Below are 24,224 nucleotides of genomic sequence, written 5' to 3' on the forward strand. Positions count from 1 at the left end.
GTGTTCTGGTGCTGCTTTTAGCGGAAAACCACTGTGCTGGTCTGGTCCAGCAGCACACGGTGCTCGCAGTGCCACCTGACAGCGCGGGACAACGCCAGGGCTTCGGCATCCTGGCCCACGGTTGAGAGGGTGGTGGGGCCGTAGCTGTGATCCACGCGGATGACTTCCTGCTCAATGATCGGGCCCTCGTCCAGGTCCGCGGTGACGTAATGGGCGGTTGCGCCAACCAGCTTCACACCGCGGTCATAGGCCTGGTGGTAGGGGCGGGCGCCCTTGAACCCCGGGAGGAAGGAGTGGTGGATGTTGATGGCGCGTCCTTCAAGGGAACGGCAGAGGTCGTCCGAGAGCACCTGCATGTAGCGAGCGAGCACTACGAGGTCCACGTTGTATTCCTCCACCAGATCCAACAAACGCTGCTCAGCCTCTGCCTTGGTGTCAGGGGTGACAGGAATGTAGACGAAGGGGAGGCCGGCGGCTTCCGCCATGGCGCGGTGTGTTTCGTGATTGGAGGCAACCACCACGAGGTCGCCGCCCAGGCTGCCGCCCCGCCAGCGGAAGATGAGGTCGTTGAGGCAGTGCCCGAACTTGGACACCATCACCAGGACCCGCTTCTTGGTTTGGTCGTGAAAGCTGAATTTCATCTCGAAGCGGTCTGCGATTGCGCTGAACTCCTCTTCGAGCCGCTCCGGTGAGTAGGACAGCGGCCCGGAGAAAGCGGTCCGCAGGTGCAGCGTCTGGCGGAGGCCGTCGTCGAACTGCTGGTGTTCTTCGATGTTGAAACCGCGCTCGAACAGGAAGGTGGTGACTGCCTGAACAATTCCGGCCCGTTCGACGCACGACAATGTGAGTACGAACTTCTGTGCTTGCTCGTCATTGAGCGTTTCCGGCTTGGGCAGTGTGCTTACCGGTGAGTCTGTCGCCATGAGGGTCATGTCGCCTCCTTTAGATATATTCCTGGGTCCTGAACTGATATATTAGGATTGAATTCAGCGTATACTGGTGGCTGAGGCAGGTCAATAGATTTTTTGGATGTGAAGAAGGGGCTGGCACTGTGGCTTTTGGAACTCTGGCAACCATCGGCGATGCCGCGAAGAAATCCCTGGCTGACATTGCCTATGAGCGCCTTCGCGACCGGCTGCTGATGCTGGAGATCAAGCCCGGCGATCTTCTCAATGACGATCAGCTGGCCAAGGAGCTGGAGATCGGGCGAACCCCGGTGCGGGAAGCCCTGAAGAGGCTTGAGCTGGACCGCCTGGTGATCACCTACCCGCGGCGCGGGACGTTTGCCACGCGGGTTGAAGTTACGGATCTGGCGTTTATTTCAGAGATTCGCGCCCAGCTGGAACCCCTGGCTGCCGCACGCGCGGCGCGGGTTGCTTCCGCCTCTACCAAGGAACACCTGCGGGAAGTGATGCGCGCGGTGGAGGACTTTGATGTCAGCGCGGCCTCTGTGGTTGAAACCTTGCGGCTCGACGCCAGTGTTCATCAGGGCATCTATGCAGCGGCGGCGAACCCGCACCTCGAAGACGTCCTGATCCGCTACGACAACCTGGCGACACGCATCTGGTGCATGGTCCTGGACCGGCTGCCCGATCTTGAGCACCACGTGCGCGAGCACCTCGACTTGCTGCGGGCCGTCATTGACGGAGACGAAGAAAAGGCTGCCGATCTTGCGCGCACACATGTCAGTGGCTTTGAGCACGCTGTCCGGCAGGCACTGTTCGCGGCGTAGTGCACTGCGCCGTTGACTGGATGCTTCGGCGGCTGCATACTGATGATTCCATCTAATATATCACCCGGATATCAGGCATGGCTCCTTCCGCGGACGCCTCTGCATCCGGGAGGTTGGGATGCCATCACAGCCTTCAGCCCTTGGAGTATCACGTGCCTAAAAGACCCCTCCTTTTTGAACACATCCCACTGACGGGCAGCAGCCGCGTTAAGCGGGGCATGGCGGAGATGCTCAAGGGCGGCGTCATCATGGACGTCGTTAACGTCGAGCAGGCCCGCATCGCTGAGGACGCCGGTGCCGTCGCCGTCATGGCGCTCGAGCGTGTCCCGGCTGATATCCGCGCCCAGGGTGGCGTGTCCCGCATGTCAGATCCCGACATGATCGATGCGATCATTGCCGCCGTGTCCATCCCGGTGATGGCCAAGGCCCGCATCGGCCACTTCGTCGAGGCCCAGGTTCTGCAGTCCCTCGGTGTTGACTACATCGACGAGTCCGAGGTCCTGACCCCGGCCGACTACATCAACCACATCGACAAGTGGAACTTCACCGTTCCGTTCGTGTGTGGTGCCACCAACCTTGGTGAGGCGCTGCGCCGCATCAACGAGGGCGCGGCGATGATCCGTTCCAAGGGCGAGGCCGGCACCGGTGATGTTTCCAACGCCACCGGTCACATGCGCCAGATCCGTGCCGAGATCGCCAAGCTGTCTGCCCTGCCCGAGGACGAGCTGTATGTTGCGGCCAAGGAACTGCAGGCCCCGTACGAGCTGGTCAAGGAAGTTGCCGCCACGGGCAAGCTCCCCGTGGTCCTGTTCACCGCCGGCGGTATTGCTACCCCGGCTGATGCTGCGATGATGATGCAGCTCGGCGCCGACGGCGTGTTCGTTGGCTCCGGTATCTTCAAGTCCGGCAACCCCGCCCAGCGCGCGGCCGCCGTCGTGAACGCTACTGCTTACTATGACGATCCCGATGTGATCGCCAAGGTCTCCCGCGGCCTCGGCGAAGCCATGGTGGGCATCAGCCAATGACGGATCTCGCTCTCGTCAAAACCGTTAACGGCCGTGGCCTGCGGAACGATTGGGCCCAGCTGATCGGGCGCACGGTAGAAGTGTGGCACTTGGGCGCACACGTCACCACCGGAGTGGTGGAGCAGGCCGCCGACGATAACTCCGTGTTGTGGATTGCGGCCTCAGGCCCCTTCACGCGAAGGCTTTTTGACAGGTCCACGGGCTACCAGATCTGGGCGTGAGCGACGCCTGCTCAGCGCTCGTCCTCGGGCCGGGCCGTAAGGATCCTCTGGGCGCTGCTCTGAAGGATGCCAAGCGACTCCTGGACCAACGGTGAAGCGATGCTGCCCCTCCGCACCGCAGCAACAATGCGGCGCGAAGGCCTCCCTTTGCCCGTAATGCGGAGCCGAACCACGTTTTCGGCACTATGCAGGGGCGCCAGTCGCGGCAGCAGGCCCACGCCAAGCCCAGCGCCCACAAAGGCGATTTGGGTCTCCCATTCCACGGCCTCGTGCGCAATGCGCGGGGTCACACCCACCGCCGTGAATGCCGCAGTGAAGAGCGAGTGGTAAGTGGAGCCGGCCGCCTCCGTGATCCATGGTTCTCCAGCGAGCTCTTCGAGTGTCACCGATTCCCGGGATGCCAGCGGATGGTCACCGGGAATGATCACATCCAGGGGATCGTCCAGCAGAACCATCTGTTCAAAGCGGGGATCGTCCTCAACGTAGGTATCGGACTGCATGGCAACAATCACCGCAAGGTCGATGCGCTCGGCAACCAGCAGGTCAAAGCAGCGGGCCGGGTTGGCCTCCAGTACCTGCACCTCCAGCAGGGGTCGGGTTGACCGCAGGGCGGCGGCAAGCGGCGCGAGCAACTGGGCGGCCGCCGTCGAGAATCCGCCGAGACCAAAACGCGATTGCACCTGGTCGCCGGCCTCCATGGCAGCCGCGCGCAGTCGCTCCCATTCGGCAATCAGTGCGTCTGAGCCGGACACCAGAAACCTCCCGGTGGCGGTGAGCCGGACGCCCCGCCCGTCCTTGGTCAGCAGCTGCATTCCCAGCATGCGCTGGAGTTCGCGCAGCTGAGCGGAGACGGCGGAAGGGGAGTAGCCCGTTAGCTCGGCGGTTGCTCCGACGGTGCCGCAGCGGGCAAATACCCGAAGCGTAATGAGCCTTGGATCGATCATGCACCCATCATGCACCGAATGTGCACGGTTATCTCCAAAATATTGCGCTTTTGTTGCAGGGCATTGATCCCTAATCTCGTACTACGAAGACTTCGATAACGCCGGTTGCGATGATGCACCGCGCTCCCCAATGAACCACACACTTACACCCACGCCTCCTGGGAGGAAATACATGTCTGTTCCGGTCTTGCCCCTCAACTCACGCGGAAAACTCGCTTCATCCTTGCCTGCAGAGCAGCTGGAAGAAATCAGCAGCTTGTTCGAGTTCCGGCGCAAGGGATACTCCCTCGATGCGCCCTTTTACACCGACGCCACAATCTTCAGCGTCGACATGCAGGCCATCTTTGGCCAGCACTGGATCTTTGCCGGCAGCATCGCCGAGCTGCCGGAGCCGGGGGACTACATCACCGTCGATTACGGTCCTTACTCCCTGATCGTGCTGCGCAACGACGACGGCGGCGTGAACGTCCTGCACAACGTCTGCCGCCACCGCGGCGCCCGGGTCCTGACCGAATCCACGGGGTCAACCGGAAACCTGGTGTGCGGCTACCACTCCTGGACCTACTCCCCGGAAGGCAACCTGATCCACGCCTCGGCACCGGGAGAGACAAAGTTCGACAAGGGCTGCTTCGGCCTCAAGCGGGCGCACAGCCGTGAAGTGGCTGGACTCATCTTTGTCTGCATTGCTGACGAACCGCCGGCGGATTTCGACGAAACCGCCAAGATCTTCGAGCCGTACCTCGCGCCCCACGATCTGGCGAAGACGAAGATCGCGTACCAGCAGAACATCGTGGAGGAGGGCAACTGGAAGCTCGTCATGGAGAACAACCGTGAGTGCTACCACTGCGACGGCCACCCTGAGCTTGCCTGTTCTCTTTTCCCCACCTGGGGACTGACGGAGGGCCTGATTCCGGCGCACCTGGAAGAAGTGTGGGACCGCAACAAGGAAGCACAGGCCTCGCTGGAGGAGCGCTGCCGCCGCTACGGCCTTCCCTATGAGGTGGTGGAAGAGCTTGATACCCGCATTGCGGGGATTCGCATCTCACGTGAATCGCTCGACGGCGAGGGCGAGTCGTTCTCGGCCGATGGTCGCAGGCTTTCCAAGAAGTTGCTGGGCGATCTGCGCGACTTCCGCTTGGGCCGCTGCTCGATGCACCTGCAGCCCAACAGCTGGTTCCATTTCCAGAGCGACCACGTCATCACGTTTGGCGTCTTCCCCATCAACGAACACCAGACATTGGTACGCACCACGTGGTTGGTTGCTGACGACGCCGTGGAAGGCGTGGATTACGATCTCGCCAAACTCACCTACACCTGGGAGCAGACCAACCTGCAGGACAAGGCGTTTGTGGAGCTGTGCCAGAAGGGCGCCGGCAGCCCCGCTTACGAGCCCGGCCCCTACATGAAGAGTGAATACCAGGTGGAGGCGTTCATCAACTGGTACGTGCAGCGGGTGCAGGAGCACTTGGCATGACGGAACTCCTCATTGAGACGGTAGTCCAGGAACCACATCGCATCCGCGGCCTTGAAATGCCGTGGAACAGGGTGATGGGCAGCACCGAAGGGCCAGCCAGTGCAGCCCGTGCCTTGGGTCCGTGGCATCCGCAGGAGTTCATGGCCGAATGTGTGGAGATCGTTCCCGAAGTGGGCGGCATGATGACCTTCGTGTTCCGTCGCTCCGATGGCGCGCCGCTGGCGTTCCGTGCCGGCCAGTACGTGAATGTTGCCTTCCCTGTGAACGGCGAGGACCAGGATCCGGCCGACCGCAGTTATTCGCTGTCCAGCGCACCCACCAAACCGTGGACCTTCGACATCACTGTTAAGCGCGATCCGACGGGCCTGGTGTCACCGTGGGTGCATGAGAACATCAAGCCCGGCACCGTTTTGGAGATGCTCGGGCCGGTGGGGGCATTCCACCTGCCCGATGCCGACCGCCGGGCACGGTACCTCCTGCTGGCCGCCGGTGCAGGGATCACCCCCATCATGTCAATGGTGCGGACCATCCACTCCCTGCCCGGACAGGCCGATGTGGTGGTGCTGTACCACGGAGCGGCGGACGCGGGCTTTGCCTTTAACAAAGAGCTCGCCTACATAGCTTCCGTGGACTCGCGGATCAAGGTGTTCTATTCCCTGGGTGACCGCGGCAAACCTGAGGACTGGGAAGGTCTCAGTGGGAGGCTGACGGCGGCCATGTTGGAGGAAGTGGCCCCTGATGCCAACGGCCGGCAGGTCTATGCCTGTGGCCCCGAAGGCTATCTGAATACCGCCACCGAGCTCTTGGGGAAGGTGGGCGTCGATGACACCTCCATCCACATGGAGTTCTTTACGGGCGACCGCCAGACGATCCTTGAATATCAGGCGGAGCTTGCGCATGCAGCGGACATCGCGGAGGAGATCGCCGAGGAAATAGCGGAGTCAGCCGAGGACTACTACGAAAGCCAGCCCGCGGCGTTCGGGCTCTACGAGCCCGGTTACGACGCCGAGGGAACCCTGAAGGCGACCGGTCTGGAGCTGGAATCCGCCGAGCCGGACGTGTCGGATCCCGAAGCGTCCGGTGCAGGTGCGGACGTGGAACAGGAAGCTGCCACACCTGACGCGTCAAGCTTCGAAACAGTGGGAACGGGAAGCCTCACCCTGTCCTTCCTGCGTACCGGCATCAATGTGCGCATCGACCCCGACGAACATATCCTCGGGCCAGCGCAGCGTGCGGGCGTCCGGATCGGCGCCAACTGCAAGGAAGGCATGTGCGGTTCCTGCAAGGTGGTCAAACTTGCAGGGGAGGTGGACATGAACCATCAGGGCGGCATCCGGGCCCGTGAAATCGATGCAGGCAAGTTCCTTCCCTGCTGCTCTACGGCGAAGACCGACATGGTGATCGACGCTTAGGAACTAACAGCCGTCGTCCAATAACGGCCGTAGTCCTCGGGCGTTTGGTGGTGCGCGCGTTCTACAAGCTCGGACATCCATGGCCGTTGCCCGCGATGGACAGTGAGGCCTTCGGGTATGCCACGGACACTGGATTCCCCTCCGGACGCGTCGATGGTGATCCGGGCGTCGCCCATGGGGGCGTTGCTGATGTGCAGGGCACCGAAGGATGCCGGGAGCACCGGGTCCAGCCAGATTCCGCCCAGGGAGATGTGTGTGTCGTAGCGCATCAGGCTGGTGACCACGTGGATGGGAGTAGTGGCAGCCCACGCTTGCGGGGAGCAGGCAGTGGGGTAGGGAACGGGCTCCCTGAACTGTTCGCGGTCGAAGCCGCAGAAGAGTTCGGGGAGCCGTCCGCCGGAGTGCTCGGCCGCCTCGAGCAGCGCCGTGCCAATGCGCTGGGCTTCTTCAACAAATCCATAGCGCAGGAGCCCTGACATGATCAGGGCGTTGTCATGTGGCCACACCGATCCGTTGTGGTAGCTGGCCGGGTTGTAGGCGCCCATGGTGCTGGCCAGCGTCCTGACTCCCCAGCCGCTGAACATTTCCGGAGACATGAGGTGCTCCACCACGGACGGGGCTTTATCTTCATCAATCAGGCCGAACCATAGGCAGTGGCCCATATTGGACGCGCAGGCATCCACGGGCCGTTTGTCGCGGTCCAAAGCGATGGCGTAGTAGCCCTTGTCCGGGAGCCAAAACTCTTCGTTGAACTTTTGCTTGAGGCGATCCGCGCGCTCCCGGAGCTCGGACGCCAAGGCGAGGTCGCCGTCGTCGTAAGCCATCCACGCCCGTGCCACGTAGGCGCCATGCACGTAGGCCTGGACTTCGCACAGCGCCAACGGCGGTTGCGCGAGGGTGCCATCGGCAAAATTGATGCCGTCCCACGAGTCTTTCCACCCTTGGTTGATGAGCCCGTGCTGGTTGGGGCGGCCGTATTCCACGAAGCCGTCTCCGTCACGGTCTCCGTAGTCGCGGATCCAGGCAAGCGCGCGGTCGGCATTGGGCAGGAGCGCTGCAATGGTGTCCTTGCCGAAACCCCAGCGACTCACCGAGCCGAGGACCACAACAAACAACGGCGTGGCATCCACACTGCCGTAGTAGGCGGACTTGCCGCCCAAAGCCTGGCCGGAGCCGACATCGAGCCTCACCTCGTGCAGGATTTTTCCGGGTTCTTCCTCCGTAGCTGTGTTCACCACGCTGCCCTGGCGTTCGGCCAGGGTGCGCAGCGTGCCCAACGCCAAGGAGGGATCAACGGGAAGCGCCATCTCTGAGGCCCACAAGGAGTCGCGGCCGAACAGGGTCATGAACCACGGCGCTCCGGCGGCCACAACCACGCGCTCCGGGTGGTCCGGGTCCTGGATGCGGAGTGCGCCCAAGTCCTCATAGCTCCGGCGCAGTGTCTTTTCAATGGCCCGATTGGCGATTTGCAGAACCGGGATCTTGGCCACCCACTCCTGCCTCCGCCTGTCGCTGGGTGACATTTCTCCCCGCCCGGGATGCGTGAAAGGAGCAGTCGTCCCGCCGAGGGAGGGCATCACGCTGATACGCGTACTCCACTGCCCGAAAGCAGGAATACTCGTCCTGAATCCCAGGGCCTTGGCTCCTGCGCCGGCTCCTTCTGCCCGGATCACCACGCCCTTCTTCAGCCCTTCCCACTGGCCGCGGATTTCCAACGAGTCACCTTCCAAGCGACGCGTTTCCATCCACTCCCTGGTGATCCGGGCGTCCTTCACTTCAAAAAGATCGGCAAAGTCAGCCTCCGCGGCCAGCGTGATACTGCACTCGACCGGCTGTTTGGAGTAATTCCGGATGGTGATGTCCTCAAGGATGCCGGCTCCGACCTCGCGGAGCCGCTCCACCAGAAGCGGGCTGTCGGCATAACCGCTGGAGCCCGGCACGCGGCCTGCGAACAAGGCCCGGTACGGTTCCCGGGTCTCTGCCGCCAGCGGTTCCACCGGCTGGCCGTTGACGGTCAATTCCCAACGGGACAGGATGCGGGTATCCAGGTGGAATACCCCTTGCGGAAGGTCCGGCCTGATGTCCCCATTGGCCGCAGAAATGCAGAACGTGGAGCCTTCCACGAGGGTTACAGTGCCGGAGCCGAGTGGTCCCGCGGCGGTGTCTGCGTTCCATCCAGCCACTTGGTGCCTCCAATCATCACGCCGGAACTGTTCGTCCCGCTCGGGGTTCCGGGGTGTGTGGCTTTATCTGAAGCTACGCCCAACTGTGGGATGTCACCAGAGCCTCGGGGCGGTTCCGCGCGGAGTCCGTCTGCCCGCCTTGGCACGGGCGGCATCACGGTTCAGCAACCCAAAGTTAACCTACTTCCGGGTACGGTCAGCCCGGCAGGGGTCTATAGTGAGGAGATAGGACATTCGCTGATGCAGCCCGGCGGCCCGCTTTTCTCTTCCGACGCCGGAGGCCCCGTAATGACCGACACCCAAATCAGCAGCTTTCTACGCGAGTGCGTGGTGTTCGAGGACGACACTGAAAAGGGCCTGGATTTTGACACCTTCTACGGCCTGTACATCAGTTGGTGCGTTCTCGGCCGCAAAATCCCTATCCCCGACTCCGCTTTCAAGACGGCACTCGCCGTTGAAGGCCTCAAGCCCATCAAAGACAAGGGCCGGCGTATCTATCCCGGCATGGGCATGGTGGGACCGGCCGCCAGGGACTACGTCATGAACAGCGTTCCCATCTGGACCGAGACTGCTACGGACATCCCCGTGGTGGAGATACGCCAGGAAGCTGTTCCGTCCATCGCCTGACCCCACGGACAGCATTCGTGCAGCCCATGCCCCTAGGATTTCTTATGGGGCATGGGCTGTTCCCATTTCCTGCTGGCCGTCGAGAGGAAATAAGTGAAACCGTCCATCGTGTGGTTCCGTGATGACCTGCGGGTCGCTGACAATCCGGCCCTGCGTGCCGCGGTGGACGACGGTGCGGCGGTGGCCCTCTACGTCCTCGACGAAGAGTCACCGGGCATCCGTCCGCACGGCGGCGCCGCCAAGTGGTGGCTCCATCATTCGCTGACGGCGCTCCGTGATGATCTGAAAAAGCTCGGCATCGCGTTGTTGCTTCGCCGCGGTCCCGCCTCGGACATCGTCCAGAAGACTGCGACGGCGTTAGGTGCCGGCGCGCTGTACTGGAACCGACGGTACGGTTCGGCCGAGCGAACGGTCGACGCCGGAATCAAGGCGTGGGCGGGCGGGGCCGGAATGCACGTGGCCAGCTTTCAGGCGTCGCTCCTCCATGAGCCGTGGGAAGTTACCACCAAAACGGGCGGCCAGTACAAGGTCTTCACACCGTTCTGGCGGACGGTATCCGCGCAGGACTTCCGCGAGCCTTTGGCTGTGCCCGCAACAGGCCATGGTTACACGGGTGAGTTGCCGGCCTATGACCGCCTGGATTCCTGGAAGCTCCTGCCGAGCAAGCCTGACTGGTCCGGGGGATTGGCGGAGATGTGGACGCCGGGGTCAGCGGCCGGACATCAGCGCCTCACCGGGTTCGTGAACAACGGGCTCTCCCAGTACAGCGAGGGCCGCAACCGTCCTGATACCGATGGCAGCAGTTGCCTGTCGCCTTATCTGCGCTGGGGTGAGCTGAGCCCGTTCGAGGTGTGGCACGCCCTGGGGTCCAAACGCTCCGAAAGCGCCAGCATTTACGCCTCCGAGCTGGGATGGCGTGAGTTCTGCTGGCACCAGTACTTCCACAACCCGCATTTGGCCACCGCTAACCTGCGCGCGGAATTTGACCGCTTCCCGTGGGCTTGGCCAGGCAGTGACGGCAGTAATGGCCGGCACCCTGGCCACGAGAGCGCCCCTGAGGAGTTCCGCGCCTGGCAGAAGGGGCGCACCGGCTTCCCGATGGTTGACGCCGGGCAGCGGCAGCTCTGGCACACGGGGTGGATGCACAACCGCGTCCGCATGGTTGCCGCCAGCTTCCTGGTGAAGAACCTCGGGATCCATTGGCAGCTGGGTGAACAGTGGTTCTGGGACACCCTGGTTGATGCCGATCCTGCGTCCAACCCGGCCAACTGGCAGTGGGTGGCAGGCTCCGGGGCGGATGCTTCGCCGTTCTTCCGGATCTTCAACCCGGAGGCCCAGCGGGTGAAGTTTGATCCCCAGGGGAAGTACATTGCCCACTGGATACCTGAGTTTGGGACTCCCGACTACCCGGAAGAGATTGTGGACCTCAAGACCACCCGGGCCGAGGCGCTGGAGGCGTACAAGGGAATGAAGGAAGTCCACTAGCTCCGGCCACGTCCGCGGAAACAGCCTCTGGAAATTAGTAGGAAGTCCGAGTATATTCGGGTTCAGAGATGACCTGGATCACAGTTGGTCACGTGTCCCCGCAGCGGTCCCAGCACCCGGCGGCACGGCAGTCATTCACGATGCAAAGGAGCATTCCACCATGGTGCGCGAGCTTTCCCACTACGTAGACGGCCAGAGGATCGACGGCACCTCCGGCCGGTTCAGCGATGTCTACGATCCCTGCACGGGCGAAGTGCAGGCCCGGCTTCCGCTGGCCAGCGCGGACGAGGTCCGCAACGCCGTCGCAAATGCAGAAAAGGGCCAGCTCGAATGGGCGGCCATGAACCCGCAGCGCCGGGGACGCATCCTCCTGAAGTTCGTGGATCTGGTCAACGAGAACATGGATGAACTCGCCACGCTCCTGTCCTCCGAGCATGGCAAGACCTTCGCCGACGCCAAAGGCGACATCCAGCGCGGCATCGAGGTTGTCGAGTTCTCCGCAGGGGCACCGCACCTGCTCAAGGGCGAGTTCTCGGACAACGCCGGCCAGGGCATCGATGTCCACTCGCTGCGCCAGCCACTGGGCGTCGTCGCAGGAATCACGCCGTTCAACTTCCCGGCCATGATCCCGCTGTGGAAGTCCGGACCGGCCCTCGCGGCAGGTAACGCGTTCATCCTGAAGCCCTCGGAGCGGGATCCTTCCGTTCCGCTGCGCCTGGCGGAGCTGTACAGCGAAGCCGGCGTGCCCAACGGCGTGTTCAACGTGATCAACGGGGACAAGGAAGCCGTGGATGCGCTGCTCGAAGATCCGCGGGTGAAGGCCATCGGCTTTGTGGGCTCCACGCCCATCGCCCAGTACATCTACGCAACGGCCGCGGCGCACGGCAAGCGCGCGCAGTGCTTCGGCGGCGCGAAGAACCACATGGTGATCATGCCCGACGCCGATCTGGACATGGCAGCCGACGCCCTGATGGGTGCCGGGTACGGTTCCGCCGGCGAACGCTGCATGGCGATTTCCGTTGCCGTGCCGGTGGGACAGGAAACTGCTGACGCCCTGGTGGCCAAACTGACCGAACGCGTCAAGGACCTCAAAGTAGGCCACAGCCTGGACAAGGACTCGGACTTCGGCCCCGTGGTGGCCGCTTCTGCCAAGGAGAGGATCGAGGGTTACATCCAGTCCGGCGTGGACGAGGGCGCAACCCTGGTCACGGATGGCCGTGGCCTCACCGTGGACGGGTACGACGGCGGCTTCTGGGTTGGCCCCACGCTCTTCGACAACGTCACCAAGGACATGAAGATCTATAAGGAAGAGATCTTCGGGCCGGTCCTCAGCGTGCTGCGCGCGGCTGACTATGACGAAGCGCTCAGGCTCTGCAGCGAGCACGAGTTCGGCAACGGCGTCGCAATTTTCACCCGCGACGGCGACTCCGCACGCGACTTCGCCAGCCGCGTCGAAGTGGGCATGGTGGGCATCAACGTGCCCATTCCCGTGCCGATCGCGTACTACACCTTCGGCGGCTGGAAGGCCTCCGGCTTTGGCGACCTCAACCAGCACGGCGCCGACGCCTTCCGCTTCTACACCAAGACCAAGACCGTGACGTCGCGGTGGCCCTCCGGTATTCGCCAGGGCGCCAGCTTCATCATGCCGGCAGGCAGCTGATGGGGGCTCCTGAGACAGAAGACGAAGTTCTCTTTGAGCGTCGAGGCCACCTCGGAATCGTGACGCTCAACCGGCCGAAAGCAGTCAACGCGCTGAACGCGGGGATGGTGAAAGCCATGCTCCGGCAGCTGACGGCTTGGGCCGACGACGACGCCGTTGCCACCGTGTTGGTGCGCGGTGCGGGCGACCGTGGGCTGTGTGCCGGTGGCGACATCGTGGCCATCTACAAAGACATGCTTCACGGTGGCACTGAGACAGCCGAGTTCTGGGCTGACGAATACCGGCTCAACGCGCTGATCTCGCACTATCCCAAGCCCTACGTCGCATTCATGGACGGACTGGTCCTGGGTGGTGGCGTGGGCGTTTCGGCGCACGGTTCCGTCCGCATAGTGACTGAGCGGACGCGGACCGGCATGCCGGAAACCACCATCGGCTTCGTGCCCGACGTCGGTGGCACGCTCCTTCTTTCACGCTCACCGGGGGAGGCAGGCACGCACGCAGCCCTGACCGGGGCGCACTTATCCGGCGCGGACGCCCTGTTCCTGGGGCTCGCGGACCACTTCGTTCCGTCCGCAAGCCTCCCCGCGCTGGCGGAAGCGCTGGAAAGTTCGACGGCGGAGGCCGCCGTCGAACGCTTCGTCCACACCGCGCCGGACTCGGCCCTGGCGGCGCAACTCGAGTGGATCGATGCCGCGTATGCGCGGGAGGACGCGGAGGAGATCGTCCGGAGCCTTCGCACCTTGGGCGACGAGGCAGCAGCTGCTGCTGACACCATCGAGGCCAAATCACCGACGTCGGTCAAGGTCACGTTGGAATCGCTGCGACGCGTCCGCGGTCTCTCCTTGGAGGAGGCGCTGGACCAGGAGTACCGCGTGGGCCTGCGATGCCTGGCCGGCCCCGATTTCCGTGAGGGCATCCGCGCGCAAGTGGTGGACAAGGACCGCAACCCGCAATGGAAGCCGCCGAGCCTCGCCGAAGTCCGGGAGTCCGACGTCGAGGGCTACTTTGCGCCGCTCGGCGAACGCGAGCTGGGACTTTCAGCCACTCCAGTCCAGTCGAACTAAAGGAGACGATCATGACAGAGAACGCAGCGGCAACCGGCCTCATCGCTTTCCTTGGCCTGGGCCATATGGGTGGGCCGATGGCGGCCAACCTGATCAAGGCCGGCCACGACGTTATTGGATATGACCCCGTTCCAGCGGCTGTTGAGGCAGCGCTGGCCCACGGTATTCCCATGGCTTCCACTGCTCACGAGGCGGCAGCGGAGGCGGCCGTGGTGTTGACCATGCTGCCCAGCGGCAAGCATGTTCTGGACGCTTACCGGGGTGTGGATGGGCCGGGCCTGCTGTCCATTGCCAATCCGGACACGCTGTTCCTGGACTGTTCCACCATCAACGTGGACGAGGCCCGTGAGGCTGCAGCTCTGGCTGTGGCGGCGGGTCACCGATCCGTGGACGCTCCTGTGTCCGGTGGCGTGGTGGGAGCTGAAGCGGGCACCTTGACCTTCATGGTGGGTGCTTTGCCGGAGGACTTCGAGACGGTGAAGCCTGTTCTGGAGCTCATGGGCAAAAGGATTGTCCACTGCGGTGACCACGGTGCAGGGCAAGCCGCGAAGGTCTGCAACAACATGATCCTGGGTGTGTCCATGATTGCCGTTGCCGAAGCCTTTGTGCTCGGCGAGAAACTGGGCCTCACGCACCAGGCCCTGTTCGATGTCGCCTCCAATGCCTCCGGCCAGTGCTGGGCGCTGACCACCAACTGTCCGGTACCGGGACCGGTGCCCACCAGCCCCGCTAACCGCGACTATCAGCCGGGCTTTGCTGGTGCGTTGATGGCCAAGGATCTGCGTCTGGCCCTGAACGCGCTGGAAAGCACGGGGGTTGCTGCGGAAATGGGTCCCCTGGCTTCACGTATCTACGACGCCTTTGCCGCCGGGGATGGGGCCGGAAGGGACTTCTCGGGGATCATCACGGAGATCCGCGATAAGTCTGTGTGAGAGTTTGAGCTGTGTACATGAGGGTTTTTGACGAGAGGGAGAGCATGACGGAGCAGTACCAGAACATTGTGGTTGAACGTCGGGGCCGCGTTGGCCTGGTGACATTGAACCGGCCCGCTGCCTTGAATGCGCTCAACACTGCACTCATGAATGAACTCGTGGACGCTGTTTCTGCGATGGACACTGACCCGGACGTTGGAGCGGTAGTGATCACGGGATCGGCCAAGGCGTTTGCTGCCGGCGCTGACATCAAGGAAATGTCATCCAACAGCTATATGGAGATGTACGCCGCGGATTGGTTCCGGCGCTGGGAGGACCTCACGCGCCTGCGCATCCCTGTTGTTGCTGCCGTGTCCGGGTTCGCTCTGGGCGGTGGCTGCGAGCTGGCCATGATGGCGGACTTCATCATCGCGGGGGACAACGCCAAGTTTGGCCAGCCCGAGATCAACCTGGGAGTGATCCCCGGTATGGGCGGTTCCCAACGGCTCACGCGCGCCGTGGGCAAGGCCAAGGCGATGGACATGGTGCTGACGGGCCGTTTCATGGATGCTGAGGAAGCCGAGCGCTCGGGACTGGTGTCCCGCGTGGTTCCTGCGGCCGAGGTGATCGAGGAGGCTGTCAAGGCCGCCGAAGTCATCGCCTCCAAGTCCAAACCCACAGCCATGGTGGCCAAGGAAGCCGTCAACGCCGCCTTCGAGATGGGCCTGGCGCAGGGAGTGCTGTTCGAGCGGCGGGTGTTCCACTCGCTCTTCGCCACCGAGGACCAGAAGGAAGGCATGGCCGCGTTCAGCGAGAAGCGCCAACCCGAGTTCAAACACCGGTAATTCGCAGGAAGGACGCCACAGGCGGGGCAGCCGGGGTTTTGAGTGCTGCGTAGATAGACTCGGGGCACTGACGAATGGGGAGAGAACATGTCAACGGAGATCGTTCACACCGGGCAAACTGATACGTCTTTGCAGCCGGTCAACCGTCAAGCCATCGTGGCCGCCGCGATGGCGGTTCTGGCGGTGGTTGGCCTCTTCTTTGCCGGCATGGCTGTCATCGCGGTTTTCGTGGTCGGTGCAGGACACGTTGCCTTGAACCAGATACAGCAGCGCGGCGAACGCGGACGCGGTTTTGCCATCGCAGCCTTGGCGGTTGGCTACGGAATCGGCATCCTGTCCCTCGGCTCGGCGCTGATCTTCGCCATCACCTCGGCTACCCAATAGGTCATAGCGCTAAACGGCCGCGGCCGGGACAAGCGCAGCGTCGAAGAAGGCGCGTTCCAGCCGCACGGCGTCGGCGAACGTAACAGCCACCCGTTGCCGCTGCTGCGGCGAGGAAGGCTCGACGGCGTCAAACTCGTCGCGCAGCCATGCCACCCACCCGTTGTACTCGGGGTTGTTGTGGAGACGGATCCACTCGGCATGCTTCGCCTGGGCCGGCCATGCGGCAGGATCGCCGGCACGGGCAGCCCAGTCGCCGTACAGCCACTCGGCAACCAGGAGAACTGCCAGCACCTCCGGGTAGGAACGGGTGGCGAGGGCAGACCGCATGAGGGCGTCGAAATCGCTCGTGGCTGCGCCGAGAGCGGGCGCTGTCCTGTCTGCTTCCGGCACCCCCAGTTCCTCGAAGCAATCCTGGAAGTATGTATTCTCATCAGACGCGAAAGCCCCGAGTACCCTGGCGAACACCAAGCGGGAAGGCAGCGTCGGTGCGGAGGCAACGGCCTGGCCCAGGAGGGCTGTGAAAGCATCGCAGAATTGGTAGTCCTGCACGAGGTAGCCGCGCAGGTGGTCATCGCCCAGGGAGCCGTCCAGGAGTTGGTCCACGAACGGATGGTTGACGGCGGCATCCCAATCCTGGGCGCAGTTATTCCTGAGTTCTTCGGCAAAGCCCACGGTATTTCCTCCTGAGGTATCAGCTTCGGAGCCTAGCAGTGTGTTGCGCAGGAAGCCCGGGGATGACGCTCTGGTGCCGCCCCGGGCGCCGGCGTAGGCTCTGGCCATGACGAACCAGCGCACCATCGTGGTTGGCTTTGACGGATCAGAGGAAGCAAAGCGCGCCGTCCAATGGGCTGCCAAATATGCCGTGGTCAGGGAGTGTTCGCTCCACGTAGTCCACTGTTCCCTGTGGGTCCTGCTGTCCAACAACAGGGGTCCTGTGCCTGGTGTTGCCGATAGCGGCTTGGAACGTGCCGCCCAGAAAGTACTGGAGGAAGGTTTGGCGCTCGCCCAGGAGACCGTCCCCGATCTGGAAGTCCGCACCACGTTGCTGCATGGGACGCCCCGCGACCACCTTGCCCGGGTGTCCCTTGGAGCGGAGATGCTGGTGCTGGGAAGCCGGGGCCTGGGAGGGTTCATGGGCCTGCTGGTTGGCTCTGTGAGCCTGGAGATGGCCGCCACCGCAGAATGCCCTGTTGCAGTGATCCGCTCAGATGACCATCCGGAGGGGCCGGTGCTGCTGGCCGTTGATGACTCGGGATCACCGGCAGCCCTTGACGATGCGTGCCGCTTTGCTGCGGCAACGGGTGCGGACCTCATGATCGTCCACGTGCTGCACGAACCAGCGGGGTACCGCTTGTTGCGTGAGCCCGTGGAAGCCTATCCGGATGCCGAAGCCCTCCTTGATTCAGTTCTGAGCCAAGCGCGCCACAAAGCGCCCGGGGTAACAGTTGCCGGGGAGCTGCTGTTCGATGCTTCCTTTTCCAAGGCCGTGGTCAGAGCCTCCCAGGGTGCGCGCATCACGGTGGTGGGGACCAAAGGGCACGGAGTCATCAAGGGCACCATTGGCTCCACCGCGCACGCCGTCCTTCACCACGCCCACAGTCCTGTGCTGGTCTCACGCCGCCGCGTCACAACCGAGGTGGCGTAGGGCTCACTTGACCACTGACCTCAAGGAGCACTGACCTTAAGGAGCACTGACCTTATATTGTCGGTGCCTGCTGACATGGTTGGTTCATGGAGCAGATTGGGGAAAATCGAGTGGCGGCAGGGATGTCTCGTGTCCTTGTTCCGGTCTCCCCTGCAAACGTTCTGCTCGCTGCTCCGTCCAGCACCGTCAGTGGTGAGTTGATCGAGCAGCTGCGGGTGTTGGAGGAGATGAAATCGGCTATCACTGCGTTGCAGGCGCGGGTTGCTGTGGCTTTCGATCTTGCCCAGCGCGCTGAGCAGGCCGAAGCCGGTGTTCCTGCGTCCGAGCGCGGCCAGGGGGTGGGTGCTCAGGTGGCGTTGGCCCGTCGGGAGTCCCCGAACCGTGGGTCCAGATTGCTGGGCTTGGCGAAGGCTCTTGTGATGGAGATGCCGCGGACGTTGGCTGCGTTGCAGTCAGGGCTTTTGAATGAGTGGCGCGCCACGCTGCTGGTGAAGGAGACCGCGTGCTTGTCCGTTGAGGACCGTGCTGCGGTGGACGAGGAACTCGCACCCGATGCCGGGACGTTTGAGGGGAAGGGCGATAGGGCGATTGTTGCTGCGGTGAAGGCTGCTGCGTATCGTCGTGATCCACGCTCGGTGGCGGGTCGTGCCAGCCGTGCTGCCGCGGAACGGACCGTGAGCCTGCGACCGGCGCCAGACACCATGACGTACCTGACCACGCTATTGCCGCTGACTCGGCCCGCTCCAGCGGTGACGCCGGTTCAGGTGATGCTTCCGGTTCTGGTGGTGTTGTCCCGACGCGTGGCCAGATCATGGCCGACACTTTGGTGGAACGGGTTACGGAATCGTCCCAGCCGAATGGGGAAGGGAACTCCTGGGGTTGGGGCACTCCAGGGGCTCAGGGCCAATGAACCCGGATCCGGAGCTCACCGTCTGGCTTCGCCGGCTCTACACAGCGCCGGGCACGGGAGAACTCCTCGGCACGGACTCCAAGGCCCGGCTTTTTAGCGGCCGGCTGCGGCGTTTCATTGAGACCCGTGACGACACTTGCCGCACGCCGTATTGCGACGCGCCATCCGGCATATCGACCACGTGGTTTCCTGGCAGTCCGGCGGAAAAACGAACCTCACCAACGGCGCAGGACTGTGCGAAGCCTGCAACCACACCAAAGAACACCCCGGCTGGACCACCCGGGCCCTGCACGGCGGCACGCGCGACGTGCACACCCTGGAAATCAGCACTCCCACAGGGCACACCTACCAATCCAAAGCCCCACCCCTGCCAGGACACAGCCCCTCCAGAACGTAGGGAGCTTATTCCTCCGTGAAGTCTCCGGCATCCCTGCGGAAGGTTCCCAGTACGCGGATGAGGTGATCGACGTCGTCGTCTCCGAAACCGGACTTGCCGAATACCTCGGCGTTGAGCGCCGCCGTCGCCTTCTTGGCCAAGGTGCGGCCATCGGCGGTGAGCTCGATCAGGGTGGTGCGGCCATCCGTCGGGTGCGGTGAACGGACCACCAACGCGGCCTTTTCAAGACGGTCGACGGCGTTGGTCACCGATGTTGGATGCACCTGCAGGAGCGCGCTGGCTTTGTTCATGGGAAGTGCGCCGCTGCGGGCGAAACTCAGCAATGCCAGCAGTTCGTAGCGTGCGAAAGTCAGCCCGAAAGGTTTGAGGACGGTTTCGATGCGCGCCAACAGGATCTGCTGGGTGCGCATGATCGCGGTGATGGCAGCCATGGGCGCGGCGACATCACCCCAGCCATGCCGTTCCCAGTTGCGCTGGGCGTCGGCAATGGGGTCTCGGGGGAGTGGGGTGCCCATGAGCCTCCTTTGGTTCCGTGGTTGGCCTGTTGCCTTGGTTGGCTAGTCTTTCAGATTCGGGAACTCTTCCTCGGTGTATTCGACGCCTAATCCTGCTGGCAACGGACCGTCGCCATGCCGGGCGACTTCTGTCCCGCGCAGTTCGACGCGCCGGATCTTGCCGGAAATCGTCTTGGGGAGTTCGCCAAATTCGAGCCGGCGGATGCGCTTGAACGGCGCGAGGTGCTCCCGGCAGTAGCGAAGGATGTCCTCGGCCACCGCCGGTCCGGCTTCATAGCCCGCAGCCAACACCACGAACGCCTTGGGTACCGACAGCTTCACGGCATCAGGCGAAGGAACGACGGCGGCCTCCGCCACTGCGGGGTGTTCGATCAGCACGCTTTCAAGCTCGAAGGGAGACAACCGGTAGTCGGAGGATTTGAAGACGTCGTCGTCCCGGCCAACATAGGTGATGACACCGTCGGAGTCCCGGCTCGCCATGTCGCCGGTGTGATAGTAGCCATCGCGGAAAGCCTCGGCCGTCTTGGCTTCGTCGCCGAAGTAGCTCTTCATGAGCCCCACGGGCCGGGGGTCCAAGCGCAGGCAGAGTTCGCCGTCGTCGGCTTCCTGCCCGGTGACGGGATCCACCAGAACGACGTCGTACCCGGGCAGCGGCCGTCCCATGGAGCCGATCTTCACTGCCTGGGTAGGTGTGTTGGCGATCTGGACCGTAGATTCGGTCTGGCCGAAACCATCGCGGATGGTGACGCCCCAGGCTTTCTCCACCTGGCCGATCACCTCCGCGTTCAGGGGTTCACCGGCCGAGACCACCTTGCGGGGTGGGCTGCTGAGCTGCGTGAGATCAGCCTGGATGAGCATCCTCCATACCGTTGGGGGAGCACAGAAACTCGTGACGCCTTCGCGGCCCATCTGGTCCATCAGCGCGGAGGCGTCGAAGCGTTCGTAGTTGTAGATGAAGACGCAGGCCTCGGCGATCCAGGGAGTGAAAACGTTGGACCACGCATGCTTGGCCCAGCCCGGGGAGGCGACGTTGAGGTGGACATCGCCGGGTTCCAGTCCGATCCAATACATGGTGGACAAGTGGCCCACCGGGTACGAGGTATGGGTGTGCTCCACCAGCTTGGCTCGCGAGGTGGTGCCGGACGTGAAGTACAGCAGAAGAGTTTCGTCCGCTGTGGTGGCGGCGTCCGGCGTGAAGTCTGCGCCGGCGTCGTAAGAATCTGCGTACTGTTTTGCCTCCGCGTCGGTGCGTTCCGCGCCTACCTCAACCAGCGTGTAGTCGCCCTCCACCGCCGCGAACTTGCCGATGTTGGCACTTCCTACGGCCACCCAGCCTGCCCCGCCCCGCTCCACTCTGTCCTGAAGATCGCGGGCGCCCATCAGCGTGGTGGTGGGGATCATGACAATGCCGAGTTTGATGCCGGCCAACATGAGCTCCCACAGCTCCACTTGGTTGCCGAGCATGATGATCATATGGTCGCCGCGTTTGACGCCCTGGTTGCGGAGCCAATTGGCCACCTGCGACGAACGCTCCGACAAGTCCCTGTAGCTGCGGCGGGTTGAGCTGCCGTCCTGTTCCACGATCACCAGCGCGGGCTTGGCGCCCCTGTCCTCATCCGCCGCGATCTGGTCGAACCAGTCCAAGGCGAAGTTGAAGTGCTCAAAGCGAGGCCACTCGAATTCGGCGTGCGCCAGTTTGTAGTCTTCGCGCAGTTCCAGCAGCCGGTCGCGGGCCGCACGGAAGTCTTCTGTGACTGTCATAGTCCGCCTTTCGTTGGGTTGCCGGGCGTCATCGCCGCAACATCCCGCCTAGTGATCCACATCACCTTGCAATATACTAGGACATCCAAGGGTTTGGAAGAGCCCGCGCGGGACATGACGAAGGGGTCTAATGCTCGACGAAAAAGCTGCCGGCACCGTTACCAACGGTTCGGCACCAGAACGCGTCCTCCCTCCTTATCCGGAGGCGGACCTGATGCACGTCATTGACCTGCTGCCCGACGGAGAGCGTGCCCGGTACCTGGAGATCCGGGAATTCCTGCAGACACGCATCCGGGCCGCCAGCATCGAGTATTGGAACCGGGAGGAATTCCCGTTCGGGCTGCTGGCAGACATGGCCAAATTCGGGCTTGGCGGCCTTCAGACTGACGGGTCCACCAAGCTCTTCAAGGGCCTGATGTACACGGAGATCGCCCGGGCAGACGTATCGCTTTCTGCCTTGGTGGGCATCCATAACGAGCTCATCGTGGGCATGATTGATGAGCTCGGCTCCCCGGAGCAGAAGCGCACATGGCTGCCCGGGTTGGAGGCTTTTACCCAGCTGGGAGCCTTTGCGCTCACCGAACCGGACCACGGTTCCGACATCGCCGGAGGACTCTCGACGACGGCGCGACGCGACGGCGGCGAATGGGTCATCAACGGTGCCAAGCGGTGGATCGGGGCCGGCACGATTGCCGATTTCGCCCTGGTATGGGCCCGCGATGAGTCAGACGGTCAGATCAAGGGCTTCATTGTGGAGACGGACCGCCCCGGGTACTCGGCGACAAAAATTGCCAACAAGATCGGCCTCCGCATCATGCAGAATGCGGACATCGTCTTGGACGAGGTCCGCATTCCCCTTGAGAACCTGCTGCCCGGTGCCACGGAGTTTTCCCGTGCCAATGACCTGCTGCGCGATTCCCGGGCCTGGGTGGGGTGGCAGGCCGCGGGGATTCAGTTGGCGGCCTTCGATATTGCCCGGGCCTACGCCTTGGAACGCAAGCAGTTTGGCAAGGAACTGGCACGCTTCCAGCTCGTCCAGCAGCAGCTCGCGGATATTCTGGGCAATGCCAACGCTTCACTGTCCATGATGGTGGAGCTTGCCCGCATCCAGCAGGCCGGGAAACTCGAAATGGTCCAGGCTGCCATGTGCAAAGCCACCACCACCCGGCTCGCCCGTTCGTCCGTGGCGATGGGCCGTTCCTTGTTGGGCGGGAACGGAATCACCACGGACTACGAGATGGGCAAGCTCTTTGGGGATGCTGAGATCCTCTACACCTACGAGGGCAGCTACGAGATCAACTCCATGATCGTGGCCCGTGCGGTGACACGGAAATCCGCGTTTGTTTAGGCCTTGACTGTTAGGGCGGGGTCTTCTTGGGCAGGGTCCGGTGACGGTGCAAGGGCCGCGTGCTCGGCCAGGACTCCTGTGCGGTGCCTGATGCGGAGACGGTAGAGGAGCGTTCCGCCAACGACTACTGCCGCAACGAACATGACGCCGCCCCATTGCAGGTACCACTCGAAGGGCGGTACTGAGTTGTAAATCTCCGGTCGAGGCCACACAAGGTTCAATGTCATGGCTCCGCCCCAGAGCACTGCCACGATGTTGACGGGCAGCCCCCACTTGCCGAGGCTGAATCCGGGTTCTGATCCATCGTCCTTCAGGGGCCACTTCTTCAGGAACCGGCGCCGCAGCATGGGCACGGTCACCAGCAGGTAGGACAGGTAGATCAGGACGATGCTGATGCTGGAGAGGATGGTGAAGATGGCCGGCTGGGAGATGTTGACGATCAACGGAATCACAGCCACAACACCGATGACGATCGCAGCAACCGTGGGGGTTTTGCGGGTGGGGTGCACTTTGCTGAGCTGACGGCTGAAGGGAAGGTTGTTGTCCCTGGCCATGGCGAACATCATCCGGATGGCTGCTGCGTGGACGGCCAGAGTACAGACCACAACGGCCACGACGATGCAGGCCAGGAACGCTTTGCCGAACGGGCCACCCAACACCGACAGCACAATGTACTGCAGCCCGCCATCAGCGGCTCCGAGCTTGGGATCGGAAAGGTCGGGTGCGGCCAGGATTCCGCCCAGCAGGAGCAGCCCTCCCAGAAGGAAGGATGCCGTGACAGCGCGCAGGATTGCCCTGGGAGCCGTTTTCTTGGGGTCCTTGGTTTCTTCACCCAAGGAACTGGCGGTATCGAATCCGTACATGACGTAACCGGAAGCCATGGCGGCAATGAGGAACACTCCAAAGAAGCCCAGCGGATGCTCTTCGCCGAAGCCAGCGGTATCCAGGAGGACTTCGGGTCCGCGCACGGAATGCCAAATGAGCGCAGCAATGAGCAGGACAGCAGCAACCAGTTCCACGAACACGCCAACGCTATTGATCATGGTCATGAGTTTCACGCCGAACGCGTTAATGAGGGTGGAAATGCCGATCATGATGCTGGCCAGGATGACCCCGTTGACCGCAAAGTCGTAAGGGCCGGTTCCATCGCCCACCAGCTGGAAACCACTCCAGATCTGCGGCAGGGTGATTTGGAGAGCCAAGGCAACGGAACCCAGGGCCATGATGGAAGAGAGCAGCAACAACCAGCCGGCCAGCCAGGCCCACGTTCCGGTTGAAAGCCTCTTGGCCCAGTTATAGACCGAGCCGGCCACCGGGTAGCGGCCGGCGAGTTCTGCAAAGCACAGAGCGACCATAAGTTGGCCGACGAAGACGATGGGCCACGACCACGCATAGGCCGGTCCCGCCGTCGAAAATCCGAAGTAAAACAGTTGAAAAACGCCGGTGAGGATGGAGATGTAGCTGACGCCGGCGGCGAAGCTGGCGAACTTACCGATGCTGCGGTCAAGGGTTTGGGCATAGCCAAACTCGTCCATTCCGCTTGCATCGCTCTTGCAGGGTCCTAATTTGCTGGGTTCTGACATTCGAACTCCTCATTCAGACATGCACGGTTGGTGATAACCTGCGGCCGCCTTTGGACGCAGTGGATATCAAAGTCCGGGCACCACGGTGTGCCTCGGGC

21 protein-coding genes and 1 pseudogene are annotated in these 24,224 nt (G+C 62.9%); 15 read left to right on the forward strand and 7 right to left on the reverse strand.

Going from position 1 to position 24,224, the window contains the following annotated elements; genetic code table 11:
* Nucleotides 1-17: 17 nt before the first annotated feature.
* Entirely contained in the window at nucleotides 18-932 is a 915-nt protein-coding gene (purU, locus tag BLW08_RS21270) for a formyltetrahydrofolate deformylase (RefSeq protein WP_091327910.1), read from the reverse strand.
* 119 nt (nucleotides 933-1,051) lie between these two features.
* Here purU and BLW08_RS21275 point away from each other — a divergent pair, with 119 nt between their 5' ends.
* The 3 genes from BLW08_RS21275 (at nucleotide 1,052) to BLW08_RS21285 (ending at nucleotide 2,978) form a co-directional block, all read left to right on the forward strand.
* Nucleotides 1,052-1,732, forward strand: a complete 681-nt coding sequence (locus tag BLW08_RS21275) for a GntR family transcriptional regulator (protein WP_090823526.1) — start codon at nucleotides 1,052-1,054, stop codon at nucleotides 1,730-1,732.
* A gap of 152 nt (nucleotides 1,733-1,884) precedes the next feature.
* Nucleotides 1,885-2,757 (forward strand): pyridoxal 5'-phosphate synthase lyase subunit PdxS, encoded by an 873-nt coding sequence (gene pdxS / locus BLW08_RS21280; protein WP_091327913.1) that lies wholly within the window; start codon nucleotides 1,885-1,887, stop codon nucleotides 2,755-2,757.
* Nucleotides 2,754-2,978: a hypothetical protein gene (locus tag BLW08_RS21285; RefSeq protein ID WP_091327914.1), complete on the forward strand. Its 225-nt coding sequence runs from the start codon at nucleotides 2,754-2,756 to the stop codon at nucleotides 2,976-2,978. The genes pdxS and BLW08_RS21285 overlap by 4 nt, the downstream gene beginning before the upstream one ends.
* Before the next feature lie 11 nt (nucleotides 2,979-2,989).
* Here BLW08_RS21285 and BLW08_RS21290 read toward each other — a convergent pair whose 3' ends face one another.
* Nucleotides 2,990-3,922: a LysR family transcriptional regulator gene (locus BLW08_RS21290; protein WP_090826212.1), complete on the reverse strand. Its 933-nt coding sequence runs from the start codon at nucleotides 3,920-3,922 to the stop codon at nucleotides 2,990-2,992.
* Between the two features lie 172 nt (nucleotides 3,923-4,094).
* On the opposite strand from BLW08_RS21290, the gene BLW08_RS21295 reads away from it, so the two are divergent.
* Nucleotides 4,095-5,396, forward strand: a complete 1,302-nt coding sequence (locus BLW08_RS21295) for an aromatic ring-hydroxylating oxygenase subunit alpha (RefSeq protein ID WP_090826209.1) — start codon at nucleotides 4,095-4,097, stop codon at nucleotides 5,394-5,396.
* Nucleotides 5,393-6,808, forward strand: a complete 1,416-nt coding sequence (locus BLW08_RS21300) for a ferredoxin reductase (protein WP_090826206.1) — start codon at nucleotides 5,393-5,395, stop codon at nucleotides 6,806-6,808. Before BLW08_RS21295 ends, BLW08_RS21300 begins: the two co-directional genes overlap by 4 nt.
* On the opposite strand, the gene BLW08_RS21305 is transcribed toward BLW08_RS21300, so the two are convergent.
* A complete protein-coding gene (locus BLW08_RS21305; protein ID WP_091327919.1) occupies nucleotides 6,805-8,991 on the reverse strand; it encodes an amylo-alpha-1,6-glucosidase in 2,187 nt (728 codons plus the stop codon). The two genes, BLW08_RS21300 and BLW08_RS21305, sit on opposite strands and share 4 nt — an antisense overlap.
* Before the next feature lie 288 nt (nucleotides 8,992-9,279).
* On the opposite strand from BLW08_RS21305, the gene BLW08_RS21310 reads away from it, so the two are divergent.
* The 7 genes from BLW08_RS21310 (at nucleotide 9,280) to BLW08_RS21340 (ending at nucleotide 15,967) form a co-directional block, all read left to right on the forward strand.
* The gene (locus tag BLW08_RS21310; protein WP_091328032.1) at nucleotides 9,280-9,618 is read left to right on the forward strand and encodes a hypothetical protein; all 339 of its coding nucleotides are present in this window, start codon (nucleotides 9,280-9,282) and stop codon (nucleotides 9,616-9,618) included.
* A 93-nt stretch (nucleotides 9,619-9,711) separates the two neighbouring features.
* Nucleotides 9,712-11,103 (forward strand): cryptochrome/photolyase family protein, encoded by a 1,392-nt coding sequence (locus BLW08_RS21315; RefSeq protein WP_091327921.1) that lies wholly within the window; start codon nucleotides 9,712-9,714, stop codon nucleotides 11,101-11,103.
* Between the two features lie 160 nt (nucleotides 11,104-11,263).
* Complete coding sequence (locus BLW08_RS21320) at nucleotides 11,264-12,763, forward strand: CoA-acylating methylmalonate-semialdehyde dehydrogenase (RefSeq protein ID WP_090826233.1); 1,500 nt, start codon at nucleotides 11,264-11,266, stop codon at nucleotides 12,761-12,763.
* Nucleotides 12,763-13,827, forward strand: coding sequence for an enoyl-CoA hydratase/isomerase family protein (locus tag BLW08_RS21325; protein ID WP_091327924.1), 1,065 nt, complete (start codon nucleotides 12,763-12,765; stop codon nucleotides 13,825-13,827). Before BLW08_RS21320 ends, BLW08_RS21325 begins: the two co-directional genes overlap by 1 nt.
* A gap of 11 nt (nucleotides 13,828-13,838) precedes the next feature.
* The gene (gene mmsB / locus BLW08_RS21330) at nucleotides 13,839-14,759 is read left to right on the forward strand and encodes a 3-hydroxyisobutyrate dehydrogenase (protein WP_091327927.1); all 921 of its coding nucleotides are present in this window, start codon (nucleotides 13,839-13,841) and stop codon (nucleotides 14,757-14,759) included.
* Between the two features lie 44 nt (nucleotides 14,760-14,803).
* A complete protein-coding gene (locus tag BLW08_RS21335; protein ID WP_091327930.1) occupies nucleotides 14,804-15,583 on the forward strand; it encodes an enoyl-CoA hydratase in 780 nt (259 codons plus the stop codon).
* Between the two features lie 87 nt (nucleotides 15,584-15,670).
* The gene (locus tag BLW08_RS21340) at nucleotides 15,671-15,967 is read left to right on the forward strand and encodes a DUF4190 domain-containing protein (RefSeq protein ID WP_091327933.1); all 297 of its coding nucleotides are present in this window, start codon (nucleotides 15,671-15,673) and stop codon (nucleotides 15,965-15,967) included.
* A gap of 9 nt (nucleotides 15,968-15,976) precedes the next feature.
* On the opposite strand, the gene BLW08_RS21345 is transcribed toward BLW08_RS21340, so the two are convergent.
* On the reverse strand, nucleotides 15,977-16,747 hold the full coding sequence (locus BLW08_RS21345; protein ID WP_254780004.1) for a TenA family protein: 771 nt from the start codon (nucleotides 16,745-16,747) through the stop codon (nucleotides 15,977-15,979).
* On the opposite strand from BLW08_RS21345, the gene BLW08_RS21350 reads away from it, so the two are divergent.
* Together BLW08_RS21350 and BLW08_RS21355 are read left to right on the forward strand one after the other, a co-directional pair.
* Nucleotides 16,746-17,612, forward strand: coding sequence for a universal stress protein (locus BLW08_RS21350; RefSeq protein ID WP_091327938.1), 867 nt, complete (start codon nucleotides 16,746-16,748; stop codon nucleotides 17,610-17,612). The two genes, BLW08_RS21345 and BLW08_RS21350, sit on opposite strands and share 2 nt — an antisense overlap.
* Before the next feature lie 122 nt (nucleotides 17,613-17,734).
* Nucleotides 17,735-18,919, forward strand: a pseudogene (locus BLW08_RS21355) (DUF222 domain-containing protein).
* Between the two features lie 5 nt (nucleotides 18,920-18,924).
* Here BLW08_RS21355 and BLW08_RS21360 read toward each other — a convergent pair.
* The gene (locus BLW08_RS21360; protein ID WP_090826181.1) at nucleotides 18,925-19,434 is read right to left on the reverse strand and encodes a MarR family winged helix-turn-helix transcriptional regulator; all 510 of its coding nucleotides are present in this window, start codon (nucleotides 19,432-19,434) and stop codon (nucleotides 18,925-18,927) included.
* A 42-nt stretch (nucleotides 19,435-19,476) separates the two neighbouring features.
* Entirely contained in the window at nucleotides 19,477-21,195 is a 1,719-nt protein-coding gene (locus tag BLW08_RS21365) for an AMP-binding protein (protein ID WP_091327941.1), read from the reverse strand.
* Between the two features lie 130 nt (nucleotides 21,196-21,325).
* Between BLW08_RS21365 and BLW08_RS21370 the strand changes: the two genes are divergently transcribed.
* Nucleotides 21,326-22,543 carry an acyl-CoA dehydrogenase family protein gene (locus BLW08_RS21370; protein ID WP_091327944.1) on the forward strand — a complete coding sequence of 406 codons (1,218 nt, stop codon included), beginning with the start codon at nucleotides 21,326-21,328 and terminating at the stop codon, nucleotides 22,541-22,543.
* Here BLW08_RS21370 and BLW08_RS21375 read toward each other — a convergent pair.
* Complete coding sequence (locus BLW08_RS21375) at nucleotides 22,540-24,126, reverse strand: APC family permease (RefSeq protein WP_091327946.1); 1,587 nt, start codon at nucleotides 24,124-24,126, stop codon at nucleotides 22,540-22,542. The genes BLW08_RS21370 and BLW08_RS21375 overlap by 4 nt on opposite strands.
* Between the last annotated feature and the right edge of the window lie 98 nt (nucleotides 24,127-24,224).

The sequence above is a fragment of the Arthrobacter sp. cf158 genome, from assembly GCF_900106835.1.
Classification (GTDB): Bacteria; Actinomycetota; Actinomycetes; order Actinomycetales; family Micrococcaceae; genus Arthrobacter.

Bases quoted from the DNA above. Each gene is read 5' to 3' on its own strand.
- BLW08_RS21350 (WP_091327938.1), top strand. From the start codon at position 16,746: ATGACGAACCAGCGCACCATCGTGGTTGGCTTTGACGGATCAGAGGAA.
- BLW08_RS21335 (WP_091327930.1), top strand. From the start codon at position 14,804: ATGACGGAGCAGTACCAGAACATTGTGGTTGAACGTCGGGGCCGCGTT.
- BLW08_RS21345 (WP_254780004.1), bottom strand. From the start codon at position 16,747: ATGGCCAGAGCCTACGCCGGCGCCCGGGGCGGCACCAGAGCGTCATCC.
- BLW08_RS21360 (WP_090826181.1), bottom strand. From the start codon at position 19,434: ATGGGCACCCCACTCCCCCGAGACCCCATTGCCGACGCCCAGCGCAAC.
- BLW08_RS21365 (WP_091327941.1), bottom strand. From the start codon at position 21,195: ATGACAGTCACAGAAGACTTCCGTGCGGCCCGCGACCGGCTGCTGGAA.
- purU (WP_091327910.1), bottom strand. From the start codon at position 932: ATGACCCTCATGGCGACAGACTCACCGGTAAGCACACTGCCCAAGCCG.
- BLW08_RS21285 (WP_091327914.1), top strand. From the start codon at position 2,754: ATGACGGATCTCGCTCTCGTCAAAACCGTTAACGGCCGTGGCCTGCGG.
- mmsB (WP_091327927.1), top strand. From the start codon at position 13,839: ATGACAGAGAACGCAGCGGCAACCGGCCTCATCGCTTTCCTTGGCCTG.
- BLW08_RS21295 (WP_090826209.1), top strand. From the start codon at position 4,095: ATGTCTGTTCCGGTCTTGCCCCTCAACTCACGCGGAAAACTCGCTTCA.
- BLW08_RS21320 (WP_090826233.1), top strand. From the start codon at position 11,264: ATGGTGCGCGAGCTTTCCCACTACGTAGACGGCCAGAGGATCGACGGC.
- BLW08_RS21370 (WP_091327944.1), top strand. From the start codon at position 21,326: ATGCTCGACGAAAAAGCTGCCGGCACCGTTACCAACGGTTCGGCACCA.
- BLW08_RS21310 (WP_091328032.1), top strand. From the start codon at position 9,280: ATGACCGACACCCAAATCAGCAGCTTTCTACGCGAGTGCGTGGTGTTC.
- BLW08_RS21375 (WP_091327946.1), bottom strand. From the start codon at position 24,126: ATGTCAGAACCCAGCAAATTAGGACCCTGCAAGAGCGATGCAAGCGGA.
- BLW08_RS21300 (WP_090826206.1), top strand. From the start codon at position 5,393: ATGACGGAACTCCTCATTGAGACGGTAGTCCAGGAACCACATCGCATC.
- BLW08_RS21340 (WP_091327933.1), top strand. From the start codon at position 15,671: ATGTCAACGGAGATCGTTCACACCGGGCAAACTGATACGTCTTTGCAG.
- BLW08_RS21290 (WP_090826212.1), bottom strand. From the start codon at position 3,922: ATGATCGATCCAAGGCTCATTACGCTTCGGGTATTTGCCCGCTGCGGC.
- BLW08_RS21325 (WP_091327924.1), top strand. From the start codon at position 12,763: ATGGGGGCTCCTGAGACAGAAGACGAAGTTCTCTTTGAGCGTCGAGGC.